Origin of the sequence: Rothia terrae, from assembly GCF_014705925.2 — a bacterium.
GTDB classification, from domain to species: Bacteria; Actinomycetota; Actinomycetes; order Actinomycetales; family Micrococcaceae; genus Rothia; species Rothia terrae.
The window spans coordinates 697,308-717,910 of the sequence record NZ_CP061539.1 but is presented as its reverse complement, the minus strand read 5'-3'; the positions used below and the strand labels follow the sequence as shown (position 1 = coordinate 717,910).

The 20,603-nt window shown below is 53.6% G+C and carries 18 protein-coding genes; 1 reads left to right on the top strand and 17 read right to left on the bottom strand.

From position 1 onward, the window contains the following. Positions 1-234: 234 nt before the first annotated feature. The 15 genes from rplO to IDM49_RS03295 all read right to left on the bottom strand — a co-directional run bounded on the left by rplO (position 235) and on the right by IDM49_RS03295 (position 17,235). Entirely contained in the window at positions 235-690 is a 456-nt protein-coding gene (gene rplO / locus IDM49_RS03365) for a 50S ribosomal protein L15 (protein WP_168614906.1), read from the bottom strand. Between the two features lie 2 nt (positions 691-692). Beyond that, positions 693-902: a 50S ribosomal protein L30 gene (rpmD, locus tag IDM49_RS03360; RefSeq protein WP_168614905.1), complete on the bottom strand. Its 210-nt coding sequence runs from the start codon at positions 900-902 to the stop codon at positions 693-695. Beyond that, positions 902-1,561: a 30S ribosomal protein S5 gene (gene rpsE, locus IDM49_RS03355; RefSeq protein ID WP_375546063.1), complete on the bottom strand. Its 660-nt coding sequence runs from the start codon at positions 1,559-1,561 to the stop codon at positions 902-904. The genes rpmD and rpsE overlap by 1 nt, the downstream gene beginning before the upstream one ends. A gap of 35 nt (positions 1,562-1,596) precedes the next feature. Continuing rightward, entirely contained in the window at positions 1,597-1,959 is a 363-nt protein-coding gene (rplR, locus tag IDM49_RS03350) for a 50S ribosomal protein L18 (RefSeq protein WP_168614903.1), read from the bottom strand. Positions 1,960-1,961: 2 nt separating this feature from the next. Further along, positions 1,962-2,498 carry a 50S ribosomal protein L6 gene (gene rplF, locus IDM49_RS03345; RefSeq protein WP_168614902.1) on the bottom strand — a complete coding sequence of 179 codons (537 nt, stop codon included), beginning with the start codon at positions 2,496-2,498 and terminating at the stop codon, positions 1,962-1,964. Between the two features lie 26 nt (positions 2,499-2,524). Continuing rightward, positions 2,525-2,923, bottom strand: a complete 399-nt coding sequence (gene rpsH / locus IDM49_RS03340) for a 30S ribosomal protein S8 (protein WP_168614901.1) — start codon at positions 2,921-2,923, stop codon at positions 2,525-2,527. 74 nt (positions 2,924-2,997) lie between these two features. Next, positions 2,998-3,558, bottom strand: a complete 561-nt coding sequence (gene rplE, locus IDM49_RS03335) for a 50S ribosomal protein L5 (protein ID WP_168614900.1) — start codon at positions 3,556-3,558, stop codon at positions 2,998-3,000. Next, positions 3,558-3,893, bottom strand: a complete 336-nt coding sequence (rplX, locus tag IDM49_RS03330) for a 50S ribosomal protein L24 (RefSeq protein ID WP_168614899.1) — start codon at positions 3,891-3,893, stop codon at positions 3,558-3,560. The genes rplE and rplX overlap by 1 nt, the downstream gene beginning before the upstream one ends. Positions 3,894-3,896: 3 nt before the next feature. Next, positions 3,897-4,268 (bottom strand): 50S ribosomal protein L14, encoded by a 372-nt coding sequence (gene rplN / locus IDM49_RS03325; protein ID WP_168614898.1) that lies wholly within the window; start codon positions 4,266-4,268, stop codon positions 3,897-3,899. Positions 4,269-4,598: 330 nt separating this feature from the next. Beyond that, a complete protein-coding gene (locus IDM49_RS03320; RefSeq protein ID WP_190725018.1) occupies positions 4,599-6,047 on the bottom strand; it encodes an MFS transporter in 1,449 nt (482 codons plus the stop codon). Then, a complete protein-coding gene (locus IDM49_RS03315; protein WP_190725017.1) occupies positions 6,044-13,135 on the bottom strand; it encodes an amino acid adenylation domain-containing protein in 7,092 nt (2,363 codons plus the stop codon). Before IDM49_RS03315 ends, IDM49_RS03320 begins: the two co-directional genes overlap by 4 nt. A 147-nt stretch (positions 13,136-13,282) precedes the next feature. After that, positions 13,283-14,311: a Fe2+-enterobactin ABC transporter substrate-binding protein gene (fepB, locus tag IDM49_RS03310; RefSeq protein WP_190725016.1), complete on the bottom strand. Its 1,029-nt coding sequence runs from the start codon at positions 14,309-14,311 to the stop codon at positions 13,283-13,285. Positions 14,312-14,369: 58 nt separating this feature from the next. After that, positions 14,370-15,152 carry an ABC transporter ATP-binding protein gene (locus IDM49_RS03305; protein ID WP_190725015.1) on the bottom strand — a complete coding sequence of 261 codons (783 nt, stop codon included), beginning with the start codon at positions 15,150-15,152 and terminating at the stop codon, positions 14,370-14,372. Beyond that, the gene (locus IDM49_RS03300) at positions 15,149-16,210 is read right to left on the bottom strand and encodes a FecCD family ABC transporter permease (protein WP_190725014.1); all 1,062 of its coding nucleotides are present in this window, start codon (positions 16,208-16,210) and stop codon (positions 15,149-15,151) included. The genes IDM49_RS03305 and IDM49_RS03300 overlap by 4 nt, the downstream gene beginning before the upstream one ends. After that, entirely contained in the window at positions 16,207-17,235 is a 1,029-nt protein-coding gene (locus IDM49_RS03295) for a FecCD family ABC transporter permease (RefSeq protein ID WP_190725013.1), read from the bottom strand. Before IDM49_RS03295 ends, IDM49_RS03300 begins: the two co-directional genes overlap by 4 nt. Positions 17,236-17,375: 140 nt before the next feature. Here IDM49_RS03295 and IDM49_RS03290 point away from each other — a divergent pair, with 140 nt between their 5' ends. Then, positions 17,376-18,605 (top strand): alpha/beta hydrolase, encoded by a 1,230-nt coding sequence (locus IDM49_RS03290; RefSeq protein WP_190725012.1) that lies wholly within the window; start codon positions 17,376-17,378, stop codon positions 18,603-18,605. Between the two features lie 44 nt (positions 18,606-18,649). On the opposite strand, the gene IDM49_RS03285 is transcribed toward IDM49_RS03290, so the two are convergent. Continuing rightward, positions 18,650-18,877: a phosphopantetheine-binding protein gene (locus IDM49_RS03285; protein WP_190725011.1), complete on the bottom strand. Its 228-nt coding sequence runs from the start codon at positions 18,875-18,877 to the stop codon at positions 18,650-18,652. After that, positions 18,870-20,579, bottom strand: a complete 1,710-nt coding sequence (locus IDM49_RS03280) for a (2,3-dihydroxybenzoyl)adenylate synthase (protein ID WP_228008170.1) — start codon at positions 20,577-20,579, stop codon at positions 18,870-18,872. Before IDM49_RS03280 ends, IDM49_RS03285 begins: the two co-directional genes overlap by 8 nt. Between the last annotated feature and the right edge of the window lie 24 nt (positions 20,580-20,603).

Genomic DNA, 20,603 nt, shown 5'->3' with positions numbered 1-20,603 from the left:
GAAATTTTCTCGCTCAGGAAGGACACAGAGTATTGCCCTACCTGAATACATACTTCTGAACAGTCTAGCGCGAATGCTACAAACTTTCAGTCTCACGCACCAAAAGATAAGCCAGCTAACACCGGTTACATCGCACAGCTGAAAAGTAACTTAGAAAAACTGAACAAACTTAAAACAAAAAGTGGCTATGCACTTCCCTTGAAGGGGAAGGCATAGCCACTTTTACAAAGCTACTTACTTAACGGTTACTGAACCGCCAGCAGCCTCAATCTTCTCGATTGCGCTTGCTGAAGCCTTGTCAACGGTAACGTTCACCTTGACGGTGAGGTCGCCGTTGCCGAGAACCTTAACCAGCTCGTTCTTGCGAACAGCACCCTTTGCAACCAGTGCCTCAACGGTGACGTCGCCACCCTCGGGGAACAGTTCTGAGATGCGATCCAAGTTAACAACCTGGTACTCGGTACGGAAGGGGTTCTTGAAGCCACGGAGCTTCGGAAGGCGCATATGCAGCGGTAGCTGACCACCTTCGAAACCAGCCTTTACCTGGTAACGTGCCTTCTGACCCTTGGTACCGCGACCTGCAGTCTTACCCTTTGAGCCTTCGCCACGGCCAACGCGGGTCTTTGCTTTGTGGGCACCCGGAGCCGGGCGCAGATCGTGAATCTTGATAGCGTCGTTCTGTTCTGCCATCTTTACTTGACCTCCTCAACCTTCACGAGGTGAGCGACAGTGTTGATCATGCCAACGGTCACAGCATCAGCAGTACGGACAACAGTGTTACCCGGACGCTTGAGACCGAGTGAACGAAGGGTGTCGCGCATGTTCTGCTTTTCACCAACGTAGGACTTGACCTGGGTGATTTCCAGCTTTGCGTCGCTGGGCTTAATACGCTTACCGGTCATTACGCACCTGCCTTTTCGTTCTGAGCGTTGAGCAAGTACACAGGGATAACCTCGTCGTTGGGCAGGCCACGGCGGGCTGCAACAGCAACGGGTTCCTCGAGCTGACGCAATGCTTCAATAGTTGCGTGAACGATGTTGATCTGGTTTGAAGAACCGAGTGACTTGGAGAGCACGTCGTGAATACCTGCTGCTTCAAGTACCGCGCGAACAGGACCACCAGCGATAACACCGGTACCTGCGGTAGCAGGACGGAGCATAACTACGCCTGCTGCGCGCTCACCCTGAACGCGGTGAGGAATGGTGCGGCCTTCGATGCGGGGAACGCGGAAGAAGTTCTTCTTTGCTTCCTCAACACCCTTAGCAATAGCTGCGGGAACTTCCTTAGCCTTGCCGTAGCCAACGCCAACCATGCCGTTACCGTCACCAACAACGACGAGTGCGGTGAAGCTAAAGCGACGACCACCCTTGACGACCTTGGAAACGCGGTTGATGGTTACAACGCGCTCAATGAACTTGTCTTTCTCCTCTTCGCGACCGCGGTTGTTGCGGCCACCGCGCTCGCCACGGCCACGGCCGCCACGCTCGCCGCGGTTGTTGCGGCGGTCTTCGCGCTTGGAGTTCTCGGTGGTTTCAGCTGCTTCTGCAGTTGCTTCAGTCACCTGAGTTTCCTTTTCGTTTACAGTCTGCTCGCTCATTAGAGTGCCAGGCCTCCTTCGCGTGCGCCTTCAGCTACTGCTGCTACACGACCGTGGTACTTGTTACCACCGCGGTCGAATACAACTGACTCAACGCCAGCTGCCTTAGCGCGCTCTGCAACGAGCTCGCCAACGCGCTTAGCCTTAGCAGTCTTATCGAGATCTGATGCGTTGCGCAGGTCTGCTTCCATGGTTGAAGCGTATGCCAAGGTGTGACCCTTGGTATCGTCGATAACCTGAACGAACATGTGGCGTGATGAGCGGGTAACGCTCAGACGCGGACGTGCTGAAGTACCTGAAATGTACTTGCGAACGCGTGCGTGACGACGTGCGCGTGCAGCTGACTTTGTCTTGATAGCCATTATTACTTACCAGCCTTTCCGACCTTGCGGCGGATCTGCTCGCCTTCGTAGCGAACACCCTTGCCCTTGTAGGGATCAGGCTTACGCAGACCACGGATGTTAGCTGCTACGTGACCAACGAGCTGCTTATCAATACCTGAGATTGACAACTTGTTAGCGCCCTCTACAGCAAAGGTGATACCCTCGGGTGCCTTGATGCTGATGGGGTGTGAGTAGCCCAGTGCGAATTCCAGGTCGGAACCCTTTGCCATCACGCGGTAACCGGTACCAACGATTTCGAGCTTCTTAGTGTAGCCTTCGGTGACACCGATGATCATGTTGTTGATCAGGGTGCGTGAAAGACCGTGCAGTGAGCGTGATTCACGCTCGTCGTTCGGACGGGAAACTACGATTTCGCCGTCATTCTGAGCAACGGTGATAGGTGCTGAGATCTCGCGGGACAGTTCGCCCTTGGGACCCTTTACAGCAACTACGTTGCCATCAATCTTAACCTCAACGCCGGCAGGAACCGAGATGGGGAGACGTCCAATACGTGACATTTGCTCTTCCTTTCTCTTCTTACCGACTACCAGATGTAAGCGACGACTTCGCCGCCAACACCCTTCTTCGCAGCCTGCTTGTTAGTGAGCAGACCTGAAGAGGTTGACAGGATTGCGATACCGAGGCCACCGTGAACCTGAGGCAGGTTGGTTGACTTTGCGTATACACGCAGACCCGGCTTGGAGATACGACGAACGCCTACGATGGAGCGCTCACGTGAGGGGCCGAACTTCAGTTCGAGGGTCAAGGTCTTGCCAACCTTAGCGTCCTCTACCTTGAAGTCAGCGATGTAGCCCTCAGCCTTCAGGATCTCAGCAATGTGAGACTTCAGCTTTGAGTTGGGCATAGATACTGAGTCGTGGTATGCAGAGTTTGCGTTGCGCAAACGAGTCAGCATATCTGCGACAGGATCTGTCATAGTCATAGTGGGCTTTAGCCCTTCCTCGCTGTGGTTTCCTCACCCTTGAAAATTATTGGGAGGGACCTACAACGTAGTTGTTACTGGGTCTTGAACGGGAAGCCAAGCGCCTTGATAAGTGCGCGGCCTTCTTCGTCAGTCTTTGCGGAGGTCACAATGGTGATATCCATACCGCGAACGCGATCGATTGAATCCTGATCGATTTCGTGGAACATTGACTGTTCGGTCAAACCGAAGGTGTAGTTACCGTTGCCGTCGAACTGGCGGTCTGAGAGACCACGGAAGTCGCGGATACGGGGCAGAGCCAATGAGATCAAACGATCCAGGAATTCCCACATGCGATCGCCACGAAGAGTAACGTGCGCACCGATGGGCTGACCTTCACGGAGCTTGAACTGTGCAATTGACTTCTTTGCACGGGTAACCATCGGCTTCTGACCGGTGATTGCGGCAAGGTCGCGAACAGCACCATCCATGAGCTTCGCGTCCTTAGCAGCTTCACCAACACCCATGTTTACAACTACCTTGACAACCTTGGGAGCCTGCATAACGTTCTCGTATGAGAATTCTTCCTGCAGTGCCTTGGTTACCTCGTCGTTGAACTTGGTCTTGAGGCGAGGGGTGATCTTGGTTTCGGTCATTAGATGTCCTTACCCGAGCTCTTGGCAACGCGCACGCGGTTGGTGCGGGTCTTGCCATTGCGCTCTTCAGTCTCGAGGCGGTAGCCAACGCGGGTCGGCTTCTTGGTCTCGGGATCAACGATTGCGACGTTTGATACGTGAATCGGAGCCTCAACCTTTTCAATGCCGCCGGCTGCACCGGTCATCGGGTTAGCCTTGGTGTGCTTGGTGACGACCTTTACGCCTTCAACGAGTACACGTTCGGTCTTAGGGAATACCTTGAGTACCTTGCCCTGCTTACCGCGGTCTGCACCTGCGATAACCTGAACGAGGTCGCCTGACTTAATCTTAGCCATGGGTTAGAGCACCTCCGGAGCGAGCGAGATAATCTTCATGAACTTCTTATCGCGCAACTCGCGACCGACGGGTCCGAAAATACGGGTACCGCGGGGATCACCATCAGTGTTCTTGATGATAACTGCTGAGTTCTCATCAAACTTGATGTAGGAACCGTCCGGGCGACGGGTTTCCTTCTTGGTGCGAACGACAACTGCCTTAACGACGTCGCCCTTCTTTACGGTGCCGCCAGGGATTGCATCCTTGACGGTAGCGACGATAATGTCGCCAATGCCTGCGTAACGACGTGCAGAACCACCGAGAACACGGATGGTAAGGATTTCCTTAGCACCAGTGTTGTCAGCGACCTTCAGTCGTGACTCCTGCTGAATCATATTTCTCCTGTCGTCTCACCGGTTCCGACCGCACGGTATTTTGTGGGCCAGCCTTGCGGAACATTTTTACGGGATTGTGACGCACCGGTCCCTTTTTTCGTGATGAAAAGTGGGTTAGCGGTTACGCCTGGGATTTGGCCATGCCAGGAACATTTGACCCGCATCGGTTGCGGGCGAGTGCCCACTGATGTAGCGGCATTATGCTTTGGCACGGAAAAATCCGTGGTTTGTGTAGATAGAGTAATCCACACAGATTTACAATCTTAGCACAGCATATTTTCAGGTAACAGGGGTGTTTTCAAGGATTAAAAGTGATGTGTACTGCATGGTTCACCCTTGTTCTTGAGGCGGCTCTGTGGAGGTTGCTTCTTGCCATCGATGTGCCGGAAGCGCAAGAAGACACACCCCCGCACCAACTATCAGAAGCCCCAGCGCACAAGCAACGGAATATGACGGCTCACTCCCCCATCTATTCGGCTCAGCATGGATTAATGACATCACCAACACCACTCCCCACGCACTCAGTACTGTGCGAATCACGATAAATAAAGTAGTGGCATCCTCAGTTTGCTCCGGTGCAATGTCATTGAATGCAGCAGCTTGCCCCAGCAAAACGGGCTGGCTCAAACCGACACCAAAGACCAAAAGAAGTAGTCCTACGGCCACAAGTGGCAATTGCATCAGAAGTATCGGAATCAAAGCCCCGAGCGCAACCATCAAGCCACCGAGCATTGTGCATCGAGAACCGAACTTCTTATTCAGATGCATCATCATCTGACTGCCCAATAAAAGCCCCAGAGTTTCGGGGAACATCGTTACCCCAATGGACTGAAGACTGTGACCCTGCGCGCTGAGCATGAGCGGCAAGAAAAACAAGAAGCCCGATAGTGCAAGTGATGCGGTGCTGATAGATAAGACGCTGAACCTGTACAGGGGCGAACGGAAGACCTCAAGCGCTAATACCGGGAATTCTGATGTCAGACTTCGCCTGACACACGCGATCAAAGCTATAACTCCCGCTCCGGCAACAGCAATTAGCACCGCAAAGCGCCAGGATACAATGCCGTGAGTCTGAATAGATTCGCCCATGAGCGGCGCAACAAGGGTGAGGGCACCGGTGCCCGCAGCCAGCAGGAACAACCCCACAATATCAAGGTGACCTCTCACACCACTATCGATGGTGCGTTTTCGCGGTAGCAGGGTATAAGCCGCCGCCCATGTACACATCGAAAGAAGCGCTAGGGCACCAAAGATCCAGCGCCATCCCCAATGCTCAGCTACTACGCCACCGACCACCGGACCAAGCATCGGTGCAATGGTGAGCGGCACCAGCGTCCACCGGGCAATTCGCAGACGGTCTTCGCCCGTTGCGTCCTTGTACATCAGCGCTAAACCAACCGGCACCAAAATGCCTGAGCTTGCTCCCTGCACCAATCGGGCAGCCACTAGTAGCGCTGGGTTCGGTGCGCAGGCTGATAAGACAAGACCGATGCTAAGCCCCGCCAAACACCAGCAAAAAATCCGGGAAGTACCCTGCCAATGCGTTAGCCACGCAGCTGCGGGTAACACCACCGCAGATGCGAACAAGAAAGACCACTCAATTGACCCAAGCGACTCCGGGGACACCGAAAAATCGTGAGCAATTGCTGGTAGAACGGGCGCCACCACGGTTCCGTCAAAACCATTGATTGCCATCGCGCACAGATAAATCACAATAACAGCTACCGGTATTTGTCGGCGCTCAGTTGGTGCGGTAGCAGAAGTTACTGCTTTGCTCATCGCAAAACCTCCCGCGCAATAGCCGGACCAATCACTGACATAGGCCCAGCCTGCGTCATCTCACGGTGAGTGCAATCAATACCGATTTCTTTCAGCTCTCCGCCGATGTAGGGCAACCATTCGTTAGGATTATGGTCTTTACCCACACCAGCTTTCAGCGCGCTAAAGAACAGCACATCTGTTTCAAGCACCGGATGCGCATATTCCCTCAAAATCTTTGCAGTGTTCAGGTAAGTCACTAGCAAAGCATCAATCGTGTCAGAAGATAAACCTGCCATCGGCGATGCGTGCTCCGTCAGTGCCTCCGCTAAGGCGGCAGAAGTAAATTGCCCGCTGAGCACATCGTCTTCGAGTCCGGCCATCGCCAGCACCGACGAAATCGCGTCCTCATACGGCGGATGCTCAATATTGCTTTCAGCTTCAGAGGGATAAGCATCGAGTAAGGCTACAGTGCCGATCGGCAAGTCTTCCTCATAGGCAATAGCAGCTAATACTTGCGCCACCATACCGCCCAGAGACCAACCCACAATATGCAGGGGACCGCCTCGGTGTACCTTTCGAATTTCTGCCAAGTAATCGCGAGCCATCACTTCTAAGGACGCGGGCTGTTGATCGGGCGACAGCACTCCCCTAGCCTGTATACCCCACACCGGGAAATCCCCCGGTAGATATTTGGTCATCGATGAGTAGCACCACGACAATCCACCTGCCGGATGGATGCAGTACAGCGCACCGTGCTCGTATGAATCCGAGCGTTGAAGAGGTAGCATCACCTCGAGTTCAGGTGCCTGCTCAGACTCTTTATCGGTAAGTGTCTGCGCGAGTTGCGCGATGCTGGGCGCGCCCATCAAGGTACCCACACGCACCTTGTGTCCCGTAAGCTCATCGATAGTTGCCACCAGTTCTACAGCAAGCATCGAATGCCCGCCCAAATCGAAGAATGAATCCTCAGCTGAACAGCTCTCAATACCCAGGACGCGGGTAAAACACTCGTGAAGTTGCTCTTCCAGTGCTCCTTCTACCGCGCGTCCGCCCGTATGCTTACTCACAGGGGCAGGCAAAGAGTCAACGTCTAGCTTGCCGTTCACCGTCAGGGGGAACTGATCCACCGCAATAACGTGAGAGGGCACCATGTAGGCCGGCAGAGCAGCCGCAATAGTTCTACGTACCTCCACCGGATCTATGAGCAGAGAATTCGGGCCGGTCACATACAGCAAGAGCCTTTGATCGTTTTCTTTTGCGCCATCAACGCGAGCAAAAGCATCATCAATGCCCGGGCAGCCAACAGCAGCTGCTTCAATATCACCTAACTCGATACGGAAACCTCGTACCTGCACTTGTCGGTCTGCGCGTCCTCGAAAATCAAGTACACCACCGGCACCTCGCACGGCCAGATCCCCAGACTTATACATACGCAAAGCGCCCAAGCCGGCAGACAAATCGGGGTTCTCGGCGGCGACCTGCCGCGCATACACATCAGGAATAAAACGTTGAGCACTCAACTCAGGCTGGCCAAAATACTCCTGAGCGATACCGGCGCCGCCCACATAAATTTCACCGACCACACCATCGGGTACAGGGTGTCCACCTTCATCAAGAAGATACACCGACAGATCAGGAATAGGCTCCCCCACCGGCGACACTCCGGTACTCGATTCAAGCACCCTGTGATAGGTCACGTGCACGGTAGTTTCAGTAATGCCGTACATGTTAATAACGTCGCATGATTCTGCAGGATGCTGCTTCTGCCATCTGCGCACCATCGGCAAGTCCATTGCCTCACCGCCCAAAACAATGGTGCGCACAGCAAAATCCCTTCCCGGCGTACTTTCATCAGCAATTACCAACTGCGCGAAAGCTGACGGTGTCTGGTTCAGCACCGTGACTCCGTGTTCAACCAGGGCATCGGCAAACTCCTGCGGGCTCCGGCTGATCTCGTGCGGGACAACTACCAGTTTTGCTCCCGTCAACAAGGCACCGTACATCTCCCACACCGCAAAATCGAAAGCAAAAGAGTGAAAGAGCGTCCACACGTCCTTGGAATCAAAGGCAAACCAATGCTGCGTTGATGCGAAGAGGCGCAGAACATTGCTCTGCGGCACCACCACACCCTTCGGACGCCCGGTGGAACCCGATGTAAAGATAATGTAAGCCGGAGTCTCCGCCGGAATATCGGGAACAACCACCGGTGAGGGAACCGGTTCCACAGTCGCAAGATCAACAGCGGGAACGCCTAAGCCGCTTGCAGGAAGTTCCTCAAGAACCTCAGCGGCATCCTGATACAGCACGGCACTCACCTGCGCGTCCTCAAGAATATTCTGCAAACGGCTCAGCGGATACTGCGGGTCAAGAGGCACATACGTAACACCCGCGCGCAAAGCGCCAACACACGCAATCACTTGTTGAGCAGACCGAGGAATCAGCAAGGCAACGCGCTCGCCGGGAGCAATGCCCTGATGTATCAGATAATCACGGAGCTGTCGTGACTCCTGCTCCAGCTGACGGTATGTCCGTGAGATGCGTGTTCCGTTAGTAGCAGTTTCTACTAAAGCCACAGAATCCGGGTAAGACTGCATAGCATGCTCAAGGCACTCGGTCAGAGACTTATCGATGCGGAAAGGGAACTGTGGTGAAGCTTCACGCTGTTGCTGCCGGAATTCAAGCATGCGTCGAGCCTCAGCGACGGCATCCTGCACTTTGGTCTTATCCAAGGGAAAGTCCCACAGATGGACAGAAGGATTATTCACCATCTGACCCATCACGCGCTGAGTCCAAACACATATCTTCTGAGCTGTTTCACGTTCGAAAATGTCCGTCGCGTACTCAAAACGCAGCTCTAATAGGTCTTGGCCGTTCTCAGTAACCTGTGAGAATTCAAACGTGGCATCAAATTTTGCGGACTGAGTTCCAATAGTTTGCGGGTAAATCGTTGTTCCCGGTTGAAGTTCCATCTCGAGACGCTGAGTATTTTGATGAATTAACAGTACTTGGAACAAGGGATGATGCGCCGTCGACCGCAGCGGATTGGCTTGAGCGACTACAGCGTCGAACGGAACATGCGCATAACTCAGCGTCTCAATGGTGCTCTCTCGAACCTGCTCTGCGAGCGCGGCAAAAGAGGGGTTGTTCGCTGTGTCTGTTCGGGTCACCACGGTGTTGGCGGCAAAGGTAACCACAGCTTCTTCGGTGGCAGTTGCGCGTGATGAGGTGATGGTTCCTAGCGCGATGTCGTCTCCCGCACCGCATCGGGTGAGAACTGACGCCACCGCCACCTGCATCAGCATGTAGGGGGTGCAGTTGAGGCGCTGGGCAAGTTTCGCAAATCCCTGTGATAATTCGTGAGTGAAGGTGAGGCGAACTTCGCCGCCTTCGTGGTTTCGTGTGTTCGGACGCGGGCGGTCGCTCGGTAGCTCAATGGCGGTGGGGAGGGCTCTGGTTTTTTCGCGCCACCAGTTAAGTTCTTCTGCTGTAGGTGTGGTTGTGGCAGGTACAGAGAAGGGGGTTACTTCTTCTAGCTGTTGGCCAACGCTTCGCCGCGCGTATGCTTTCGACAGCGTTTCAGTCAGGGCAGATAGTGCCCATCCGTCGGCAGCGATATGGTGAATGATGAGGGCTATTCTCAGGCTTTTAGAACCGCGCGCGTAGAAGGCTTTGAGGGGCAGTTCTGCGCTGATATCTATCGTAAGTGGTAGAGACTGCACGAATTCGTAAGTGTCTTGTGTGTAAGGACGCTCGTGCAGTTGAACGATCTTGCGTAGCTCGGTTTCGGTCGCGGCAGCAAGGTGTAGGTTTCCTTCTGCATCGGCTCCGTAGCGTGAGTGCAAGCTCGGGTAGAGAGCCACTGTGTCTTGCAGCGCGAGCGTGAAAATCTCTAGGTCGGTCTCTAGCGGAGCGTCGAAAACCAGAGGGATTGTGTAAAGCGGTGAGGGTCCCTGTGCGCTTTCAATGAACCACAGGCGACGCTGCGCATCGGTGAGCGCCGGCGTCTGTTCTGCTACGGGCTCTTCTTTCGAAAGCGAGGATATCTTCAGACCCGGACATAACTGCGCCAGTGCTTCCACAGTGGAGGACGCAAAAATATCCTTGAGACCAAGTTCTTTGCATCCCAACTCTTTCAGACGGCCCAAGACGCGGGTCGCTGACAGAGAGTGCCCGCCGATGAGGAAGAGATCAGTGGCACTCGTCATCTCTTGGGCAAAGGTACCCGTAACTTCTGCAAAAATGTGCGAAACAGCCTGCTCTTCGTGGCTGAGCTGTTCCCACGAACGTCCTTGGCTGTAGATGCTCTGCGAGGGGGCAGGCAATCGTTTGCGGTCAACTTTTCCGCGCTCGGTCAGCGGCAAAGCGTCCAAAGCGATGAAAGCGATGGGCACAAAAGAAGCCGGTAGCTTTTCAAGAAGTAGGCCCCTTAAATGAGACCCCTCAAAATTGCGGGAGCTCACCAGATAGGCAACAAGGTAATCCCCCGCGCCTTCATTGCGTACGGTTACATATGCCTGATGCACGCCAGGAATATCGCCCAGTGCTCTTTCTACTTCAGCGGGCTCGATACGTACACCGTTCAAAGAAATCTGGTGGTCGCAGCGTCCTAAGAATTCAATGCTGTTCTGAAGGTCTCGCGATACAAGGTCTCCCGTTGAGTACAGGCGTCCCCAGCGTTCAGTGGTGATAAAGGATTGGGAGGTTTGCTCGGGGTTTTTGAGATAGCCTCGGGCAACAGAAGCGCCGCCCAATCGCAGCTCTCCCGGAACTAGAGCGGGGCATTCTTGCCCCCACGCTGAGGTAACCACAGCAAACTGGTGGGGGTAACTGCCACCGATGCTTGGTGAGGGATGGTCAGCAATGACTGCGTAGGTAGCATCAACGGTATTTTCTGTTGGCCCGTAAGAATTGACCGCGTAGATTTCAGGACGCTGGTGAAGCGAGCCCCACAGTGCATCGGGGCAACGGTCTCCACCGACGATGAGAGTGGTGGCGCCGCAAGCACCACCGAAAACATAGCCTTCTCGCATCAGTTCTTGAACCACAATGGGTGAGATATCTAGAACATCAATGCGGTGACCTTCAAGGTACGCCCGATGCGCTACAGCGTCCTTAAGAGTGTTCTCATCGGGTATGAACAGGCTGTGACCCCGCATAAAGAAGGCAAGGGGGCTCAACGCTGAGTCGAAAGCTAGCGAGTGTTCGTGAACGCATTTCAATGCCCGCGGTTCTCCTGCAGCTTCAAGAGCACGTGGTATATGAACCTCTTGTACGGTGCGCAGATAATTTGCAAGGTTACGACGTTCCACCACAACGCCCTTGGGCACACCGGTAGTGCCAGAAGTGAAGAGGATGTACGCTGCAGCATCGTCAGGAATCTCAGTGCCAGGTAACTCAAGATTATGGCCGAGGCTCTCATAGGATGCGGTTTCGTCCAGCACCACGATTGTCTTTTCCAAGCCCTTACATGAAGCCACAATTCCGTCCCGGTAGTTCCGAGTAGTTACGAGAATGTCAGGCTCAGCAATTTCTGCAATAGTCCTCAGTCTCTCAGCGGGCCACTGAATATCGGCAGGAATAAAGGTAATACCGCTCAGAATGCATGCCACGGGTGCCAAAACTGCCCAGCTACTGCGAGGAAGCGCCAACAGAGCGCTCCCACCGGGTGCTACGTGAGAGCGGAGCAGACGGCTCAACGCCGTAATTTCTTCCGTGGTCTGGTCTCCGGTGAGCTCACGATCCGGCGCAGACACGGCGATTCCTTCTGTCTGCCAGCATCCTAAAATCTCATTGAAAATATCGCAGTTTCCCGGCAACCACTCTGGAACCTCGGTAGGGCTGTCGATCAGCTCAATCTGACGCAGTTGCTTTTCTGCCGCTGATGCATCGAGTATTTGACGATAAATCACGTCAAACATCTGAGTGAGGCCCTGCGCTTGAGCCTCTGCCATAGCTCCCTGCGGAACTAACAAAGAAACCTCGTGCTCCTTAGAGGCAGTTGCACGAACATCAATGGTCAGAACATCAGCCGGCCCGTCCCAGACCGGCTCGGCATAGCCCACCGCATCACCAAAAACTAGCTTTTGCCCAAAAGGAACAATGTTCAACGCTGCCTCAACAAGTGGGGCATTTGCAGTCAATCCGCGATCACGACGAATACTCTCGTGACGATACTGCTGGTGTTTACCCATAGAAGCCCACAGGTCACCAACTTCTTCTAACGACTGTGCAACGGAAGAAGTAGCATCCAACTGGACCCTCAGCGGCAACTCATTTTGGGTGGTACACACTGTCCCCAGCAAAGCACGAGTAGAGCGCGCCATCATATGAATGCCGAGAATAACCTCATCCTTACGATTAATGGTGCTCACCAGGATGCTGGTCGCCAAGGCTAGATGTGTGGGTGAGATTCGGTGCGCGTAGCGTCCGGCGGACCACCGCGTATTGGTTGTAGATTCATGAGCCGGGGCAAGCACGCGCACGTCTTCTTCAGGTTCTTGACTCTTCCAGTACGCCTGGCTATCGGCGTCCGAAGAATTCTCCAGATCCTGCATAGACTGCGTATAGCGTTGCAGTACGGTATCAGACAGCCGATGCGGTTCTGTGGCATCTGCACCACCTGCTAGTAAGGAATACGCTGCGGCTAGCTCTTTACCTATCAAGGCAAATGCAAAGCCGTCAGCAGCTAAATGATGAACACGCAAAAACCAGCAAAATTCCGTCTCAGATACTTGGAATAAAATCGCGTGTGAAACCATCGACACAAACGGATCCAGAGGAACCTCAAGTGCTTGAGCGATCTTTTGATCCACAAACTTGCGCGGGTTTTCCTGGCCACGCGCATCGCACACCGTAGGTTCGGCTGTAGCTTTACCAGTTACCTCTACCTGTGGAAGATCTGCGCCATCGTCCGTTGCCAAACGCATCGTCAATGACGGTATGCCCGCAAGAACACGATGCGCAGCAGACCTGAGAATATCCACATCGAGTTCTCCCTCAATGCAAATTTTTTCAGCAACTCCGTATACACACGCATCATCTAATTGCTGTTGCGAAATCCAGATGCCTTGCTGTGCAGCAGTCATAGGGAAGGTTCGGGTAGACATAAAAATTTTCGCTCCGTTGTTGGTGGTTTCAAGTGGTGTAGCGCGAAACGTGCCACTATCAGCACGGTCATTTGTTCAATCTAAATGGCGCGGAGCCCACTGCCTGGGGTAGACAATAGGCTCCGCCCTATGAACTATTGGTGGTGATTATTGAGCGAATGACTGCTCAAGAGAATCGAGCATGATGTGCGCTGAGTAGTTATCAAGTCGGAAAGTTTCACCGGGAGTGTAGTAAACCTTGCCGTCTTTAACAGCTGCAGCGGTATTGAACGCTGGATCATTCTTAATCTGATCCTTAGCCACATCGTCTGCTGAGACAGCGATCCAGTTGTCGCCGGTCAAGCCTTTCTGCACGTTCTCCAGGGAGAGGTTGACAATATCTTGGCGGTCAGCGCCCATAGAGGTATCGCCCTTAACGTCCTCAGGAATCTCAGCCATAGTGAAGCCGAGGCTGGTCAAAATCTGCACCTGAGGAGCTTCTTCGGTGAGAGCAGCTGCGCCGGAACCATCACCGAAAACGATGAACGCTGAGGTGCTACCTTCAGGAACGGTAATCTTGTCTTTAACCTCGTTCAGACGGGTGTCGAAATCTTCGATAACTTTCTGCGCTTCTTCTTCGTGTCCGGTTGCCTCAGCGACCTTAGTGGTGACATCCTGCCATGAAGAACCGCTGTAGTCGATGACCAAAACCGGAGCAATCTTGCGTAGCTGGTCAACGCTATCCATCACCGAGTCACCGCTGTTCTTTGAGACGACGATGAGGTCGGGGCTGTACTCTGCTACCTTCTCAAGGTTGGGTGAGCTATTTTCGTAGAGTTTTTCGACGCCGGCGTCTTTAGCTTCTTGGCTCCACTGTGAGAAGAAGCCCTGATCATCGCTCAGTCCCTCAACGTTGGGCACGGTAGCAGCTGAAGCCACAACAGGAGCGCCCACAGCGAGCAAGCTACCCGTCAACGTAGTGGAAGTTGACACGATTTTCTCGGGTTTAGCATCTAACGTAAGTTCCCCGTCATCAGTTTGAAGAGTACGTGGCCAGCTACCCTCCGTTGCGTTCGATGCAGCGGAAGATTCTGCGGACTCTCCGCTCGGTGAGCAAGCGGTCACGAACAAGCCGACGAAGGCTACCAGTACCAGCGCGAGTACTGCGCGAAGGCGTGAGAAGGATAGTTTTTTCACAGGTTCAATCTTTCATGTGAGTTAGTGTTTGATGTGGTTCAAGTCTTTGAAAAAGCGGTTAACTTCCGTACGGAATAACCATGGGAGTGTTGGTAATGGGGTCGCTGATAATCTCAGATTGAAGATCAAAAATCGCCTCAATATTTTGCTGAGTCACAACCTCTGTTGGCCGCCCCTGAGCCTGAACGGATCCCTTTTTCATCGCGATAAGGTGGGTTGCATAGCGTGCGGCTTGATTGAGGTCGTGCAGCACAGCAACAATCGTTCGTCCTTCGTCACGGTGAAGCTTTTTGCACAGCTCAAGCACCTCAATTTGGTGTTTGAGATCCAAAAAAGTGGTGGGCTCATCGAGCAGGATTGTCTCGGTATCCTGCGCTAGCACCATTGCAATCCACACGCGCTGTCGCTGACCGCCGGAAAGCTCATCCACCGCAGCATCCGCAAGGTCAAGCGTGTTTGTCAGTTCCATGGCTCGATGTACCGCTTGAGCATCAGCAAGGCTCCACTGTTTCAGCAGGCTCTGGTGGGGTGCGCGTCCTTTGGCCACCAAATCTCGCACCAGCATCTTTTCTGGAGCAATAGCATTTTGCGGTAGCAGACCGACCGTTCGCGCAGCTTCTTTTGCTTTATAGCTTTCAAGTGCCTGCCCGTTGAGAGTGATAATTCCGCTCATTGGTTTGAGGATGCGTGCGAGCGCTTTGAGTAGCGTCGATTTTCCGCAGGCGTTGGGTCCCACAATGACGCTAAACTCACCCGCAGGAATGTTCAGGCTCAGCGACTGGCAAATCACTGATTCGTCGTAGCCCAGTGTGATGTTGTCGAGAGTAAAGCGTGCGTTCACAGTTTCTTTCTCGTTTCTGCGATCAAGAGTGCAAGGAAGTAAAGGCCGCCCAGTGCGGAGGTGACAATACCGACCGGTAGCGATTCGAGCACGGCTTGGCCCAGGACGTCTGCGGCAAGTAGCAGTAGCGATCCGGTAAGCGCTGATGCTACGAGCGGAGCGACGTAGCTACGACACAGAGACCGGGCGATGTGCGGGGCTAAGAGAGCTATAAATGAGATGGGTCCTGCCACGACCGTGGCGAGGGCGACCAGGGCGACGCCGGTGAGAACCATCAGAGCCTGGATTCTTTGCATCGGTAAACCGAGAGTGGTTCCCAGTTCGTGTCCGAGAGAAAGGGTTTCTAATGATTGTGAAAACCCTAGTGCGAGCAAACTTATCAGAGCTATTCCCGCTAAAGACCACCCTGCGGTGTCCCAGCCAACGCTGGCAAAGGTTCCGGTTACTGCTTTGAGGGCGCCGTATGCGGTATCGGAGTCTGCTTGGACAATCAACCAGCGGTTAAAAGAGCCCAGCATAGAACTCACCGCGATACCGCCAAGTATCAGGCGCAAGCCGCCAAAGCCGCCTTTGAATGACAGAGCATAAACAATAGCGCCGGCTAGCAGACCGCCCACCAGAGCAAAAGACGTCACGGACGCCAGCGAGGCGCCTGCCACGATAACCGCGACAAGGATCCCGGTCTGCGCACCCATGGTAAAGCCGATGAGGTCGGGACTCCCCAACGGATTCCTGGTGAGTGTTTGAAAAATTGCGCCTGAAATTCCCAGGGCACCGCCCACCACTACTGCGGCAAGGATGCGGGGAGCACGCCACTGTACAAGAATCATCCGTTGACCGGGGGTTCCGCCGCCCATCAAAACCTCCGCGACCTTGAAATGATTCAAAGAACTACCACCAACACCCAGAGCCCAGAGACCCGTTGCCACAACGGATAGCAGTAGCACCGCGGTTATCACGGCGGTTCGGCGGCGGATCAGCACGCTTCGAGAACCGGCTCTCAGCCACACATCGCGAGGTGGATTTTCTACAAACGCAGAAACTTGAGCTTTGTTCATCGCTTGATTCCCCGCATCTTGTAGACCAGAAGTAATAGAACCGGCGAGCCAACGAACGCCGTCAGCAAACCTACCTGCATTTCTGCAGGACGCACTAACACGCGTCCTAGGATGTCTGCGCTCAAGACCAAGACTGGCCCAAGCACGGCGCAGGTGGCGATAATCCAGCCGCGGTGGGCTCCCACCAGTACTCCAGCAAAGTAGGGCACCATCAGTCCTACAAAACCGATAGGGCCGGCTGCCGCTGTAGCTACAGCGCACAGGAGCGTCAACGCTAAAAGCGCTAATGCACGGACCGTTTTCACACGAGTGCCGAGAGCTGTTGCCGCATCGTCGCCTAACGCCAGTGCCGAGAGGCCCGGCACAATGGATGCGATAATCCCCAGTCCTGCAAGCGCAGGCACTAGCAGTCCGAGCAGGGAAATATCGGTACGGGTGAGTGCGCCAACATCCCAGAATCTAAAGGTGTTGAAAGCTGTTGGATTAATCATCAGCAAAGCGCTGGTTGCACCACCTGCTGCGGTAGAAAACGCCACGCCTGCCAGCACTAACCGCACCGGTGTTCCGCCGTACGGGCCAGCATTGCCCACAAGGTACACAATCAGCGAAGCGATGCATGCCCCCGCCAATGCCAAGAAGAACTGAGCAACCGTACTGTGCGCAGCAAAAACCGCAGCTCCCACAGCTATAGCAAGGGACGCTCCCGCATTCACTCCCAGCAAGCCCGGATCGGCTAAGGGATTACGGGTGACGGCCTGCATCACTGCCCCAGCAACCGCTAAACATACCCCCACGAGCACCCCTAAAAGCGTTCTGGTTTTCCGCAGTTCGTTGACGATATAGCTATCGTTCGAGCCATCAGGATGCTGCAGATAGGTCAGAACAGACTCAACGGATATGTGCGAGGATCCCACCAGGAATGAGCCAACGATGCACAAAAACAGCAACGCGCATCCCACGGCGAGCACAGCGATCCGACGAGAGAGTCGAGAGCTGGGGGCACTGGCTTGCGGTTCCAATGTCATGGCGAACGTTTCCTCAAAAAAAATTAAGTCATAAAAAGCTGACCTATTTTTATTAGGTCAGCCTTAGTTATAGCATAGCTATGTCTTAATGTGTATTTAAGCTTCCCTTAAAGTTAAAAATTGAGCGAAAGATTGACCTCATGACGCGTCTAACTGCGGCAGAAAAACAGTGGCTTCAAACCGTCAACCAGCACACCTTCACACCACCGCCTCCCCCGCAATTAGAGGCCGCCCAGGTCAAAGCTCTCATCGAATCCGAGATAGCTGACGGAAAATCATTAGAAATACTCTGGGGAATCTCGATTAATGAGACTCAAGAAGCTGGCACCCGGGCACTTCAGTTGATTTACCCTGCGCAAAGTACAGATGAAAGAATGATCTTTGTGCTGGATACCGTCACCCACATGCACAAACACGACATGACACCCCTCATCCTTCAGCAGATAGAGGTTGAAGGAACTCCAGCACACGCAGCTGTTTTCCAAGTACCCTCGGATATTGTGAGCACCGCAGGCATGATAAGAACCAGCCAGTCCGAGCTTGATGCAATCACGGATCGAGGTCAGTGGCGGGAGCTTTTCAGCCGCACCGAGCCCCTTAGCGCGCGCGGTCAAGATCTTCCCTCCCACGTGAGGACTTCTGTGATTACCGCAGAATCTAGCGTCCTCGAACTTCTACCGCCTGCAGATTCCGCCCCTGATCTTTCCTCTACCTCTTTTACGCTTCCTGACCTCGCAGAGCCAGTTCAGGTCGCGCTCTATACGCCCGAAGCACCTGAACACTTAGTAATAGCGCTAGATGGCGATCAGCACCTTTCCAACGGACTGCTCAACTCCCTAGAAGAAACTCCTTTTTCTGCCACAACAGCGGTGCTCTTTTTGTGGGCGGAAGGCCCTTTCGATCGAGCAAAACTTTTTGCAGAGAGAGACCTGTTTGCGGCACTACTTCAGCAACATGTCTTGCCATGGGCACAAAGCCTCACAGTTCTTCCGGATGCGACGCACCGCATCATCGCGGGTGGCTCGCTGGGTGGTTTAGCTGCAGCCGAGCTATGCAGATATTACCCTCACATCGCTCGATGCGCCACCGTGCAGTCAGCCTCCTGGTGGTGGAACAACCTTTCGAACGACATCACCGAAGGAACCCTGCTGGTCGAATGGAAAAAGGCAGATACAACGCCTTTAGATATCAATCTGTTTGTAGAGGTCGGCGCATACGAAGGATATTTACTGTCATGGAACAGGGCCTTTAGAAAGGTTCTTCAAGAACAAGGCATTACGCATACCTACCGGGAATATTCAGGAGGGCACGATTACGCCTGTTGGAGCCGGGGAATCGTAGATTCGCTTCATTATTTCACCCAGAAATAAAACGTGGCCTCTTACCCAAAAAGGGAAGAGGCCACTGCTTTACCTTATTCTCGCAACTGGCTATCTAGGTATTGAGCGGTAGGGTTCGCTAATAAATCAGTGAACTCCACGCTAATACCAATCTCCTCCAAGTCATCGATAAGAGCAAACGCGCTCATAGAATCAAGCCCCACGGTAAACAAGTCAGTTTCAGGCTGGGACACAATTTTCTCAAGCCCCATGGGGTCTTTAATGTGACGCTCCAAAACATTTATCAGCTCATTGTTAGGCATGATTCTCCTTATTCTGTAGTACATGATCTAATACGGCAGCTCGAACATCACGGCGGGAAATTTTGCCAACGTTAGTCAGCGGTAACGCGTCCATGACTTCTACCAGTTCAGGGAATTTATATGGAGTCACCTGCCGTTCAGCAAAATACTCGCGCATGGCACTCACGGGAGATTCGCCGAAGTCTGCATCCGGCTGAGGAACAACAACCAAGTAGATGCGCTCCCCCACCGCCTCATCAGGTAGCCCCACCGCAACCGCGTCGTATACGTGCGGATGCGTCAGAGCGACATCCTCGATTTCATCCACCGCAATTTTTTCTCCGTTGCGATTAATCTGATCTTTAGCCCGGCCTGTGACCTCAATATCGCCAGTGGGATGCAGTCGCACAATGTCACCGGTGCGATAGAAACCATCTTCCGTAAAGCTTTTCACGTTAATGTGAGGTTCGTTGTAATACCCGCGAATCGTGTAGGGACCACGAGTCAGCAAATGACCCGATTCTCCCTCTGCAACCGGCACATCATTATCGTCAACCACACGGATCTCATCGAACTCGCTCATCGGGCGTCCTTGAGTATGCAGCCTCATCTCATCACTATCATCAGCTCTCGTGTAATTCACGAGGCCCTCTGCCATCCCGAAAACCTGTTGCAGTTTTCCGTGGAGCACAGGCGTAATCTGCTCTGCAACGGACGGCAGTAGTTTTGCGCCCCCAATTTGAATCAGTTCTAAGGTTTCTAGGTTGGGTTGACGCTTAGGAGCGGAAGCCAACCACGCCTGAGCGAGAGGCGGCACAAGTTGCACCACCCTCACTTTTTCTTGCTCGATTAAAGTAAATGCAGTTTTCGGGCTAGGATCGGCCGCAAAGACAATGGTGCTACCGGTGTATATTGCCCCTAAAATGCCCGCGGAGCTCATGGCGAAGTTGTGAGAGGCAGGCAAAACAACTAGCAGGGTACTTTCCTGATTCAGCTGACAGATCTTCGCCGACTGACGCACCGAATACAAATAATCAGCGTGAGTTCTAGGGATGAGCTTGGAAAGCCCCGTGGTGCCACCTGAAAGCTGCAAGAAGGCAACCTGCTCGCTCTTTCGCGTCCTATCAGTATTGATGACGGGCTGTGCAGGGGTGAAAGATTCAGACTTCTCCGTATCATAGGGCAAGGATGCGTCGATACCGGCTAACCTACGGCATTGCTGGTCCTGCACAGCCGAGGCGACTGACCGGTGTAGCTGCTGAAAATCTGCACCGGTAGTGCGCGAAGAAAATACATGCGCTGAAGCATCAGATTTTATAGCAAAGTGAATTAGATCCGATGCCCGATGAGCAGGAAGACAAAAGACGGGAATTCCCCCAGCCCAAAAAATACCTAATAAATACACGAGGTATTCGGCGATATTAGGTAATTGAAGCAGGACGCGATCCCCCGGCCGCACACCGGCGTCTCGCACACGAGCCGCAGCCAGCAGCGCCTGTTCCCGCAGCTCTGCATACGTCAGCCTCGCCACCAGATCGGACTCACCTTGTGACATCTTTTGATGCGAGACCGCAATGACAGCTAGATTTTCTGCAGAGTCCGTGCAAGAGGTTTCAAGAAATTCGGGAATGGTCTCATCAACCCACATCCCTGCTTTTCGATAGCGTTCAGCAAATTCATCGGGGTAAGGAGCAACCGGTAGAAGCGACGGAGTTTCACACACAGTAATGGTTCTTTCGCTAGATAA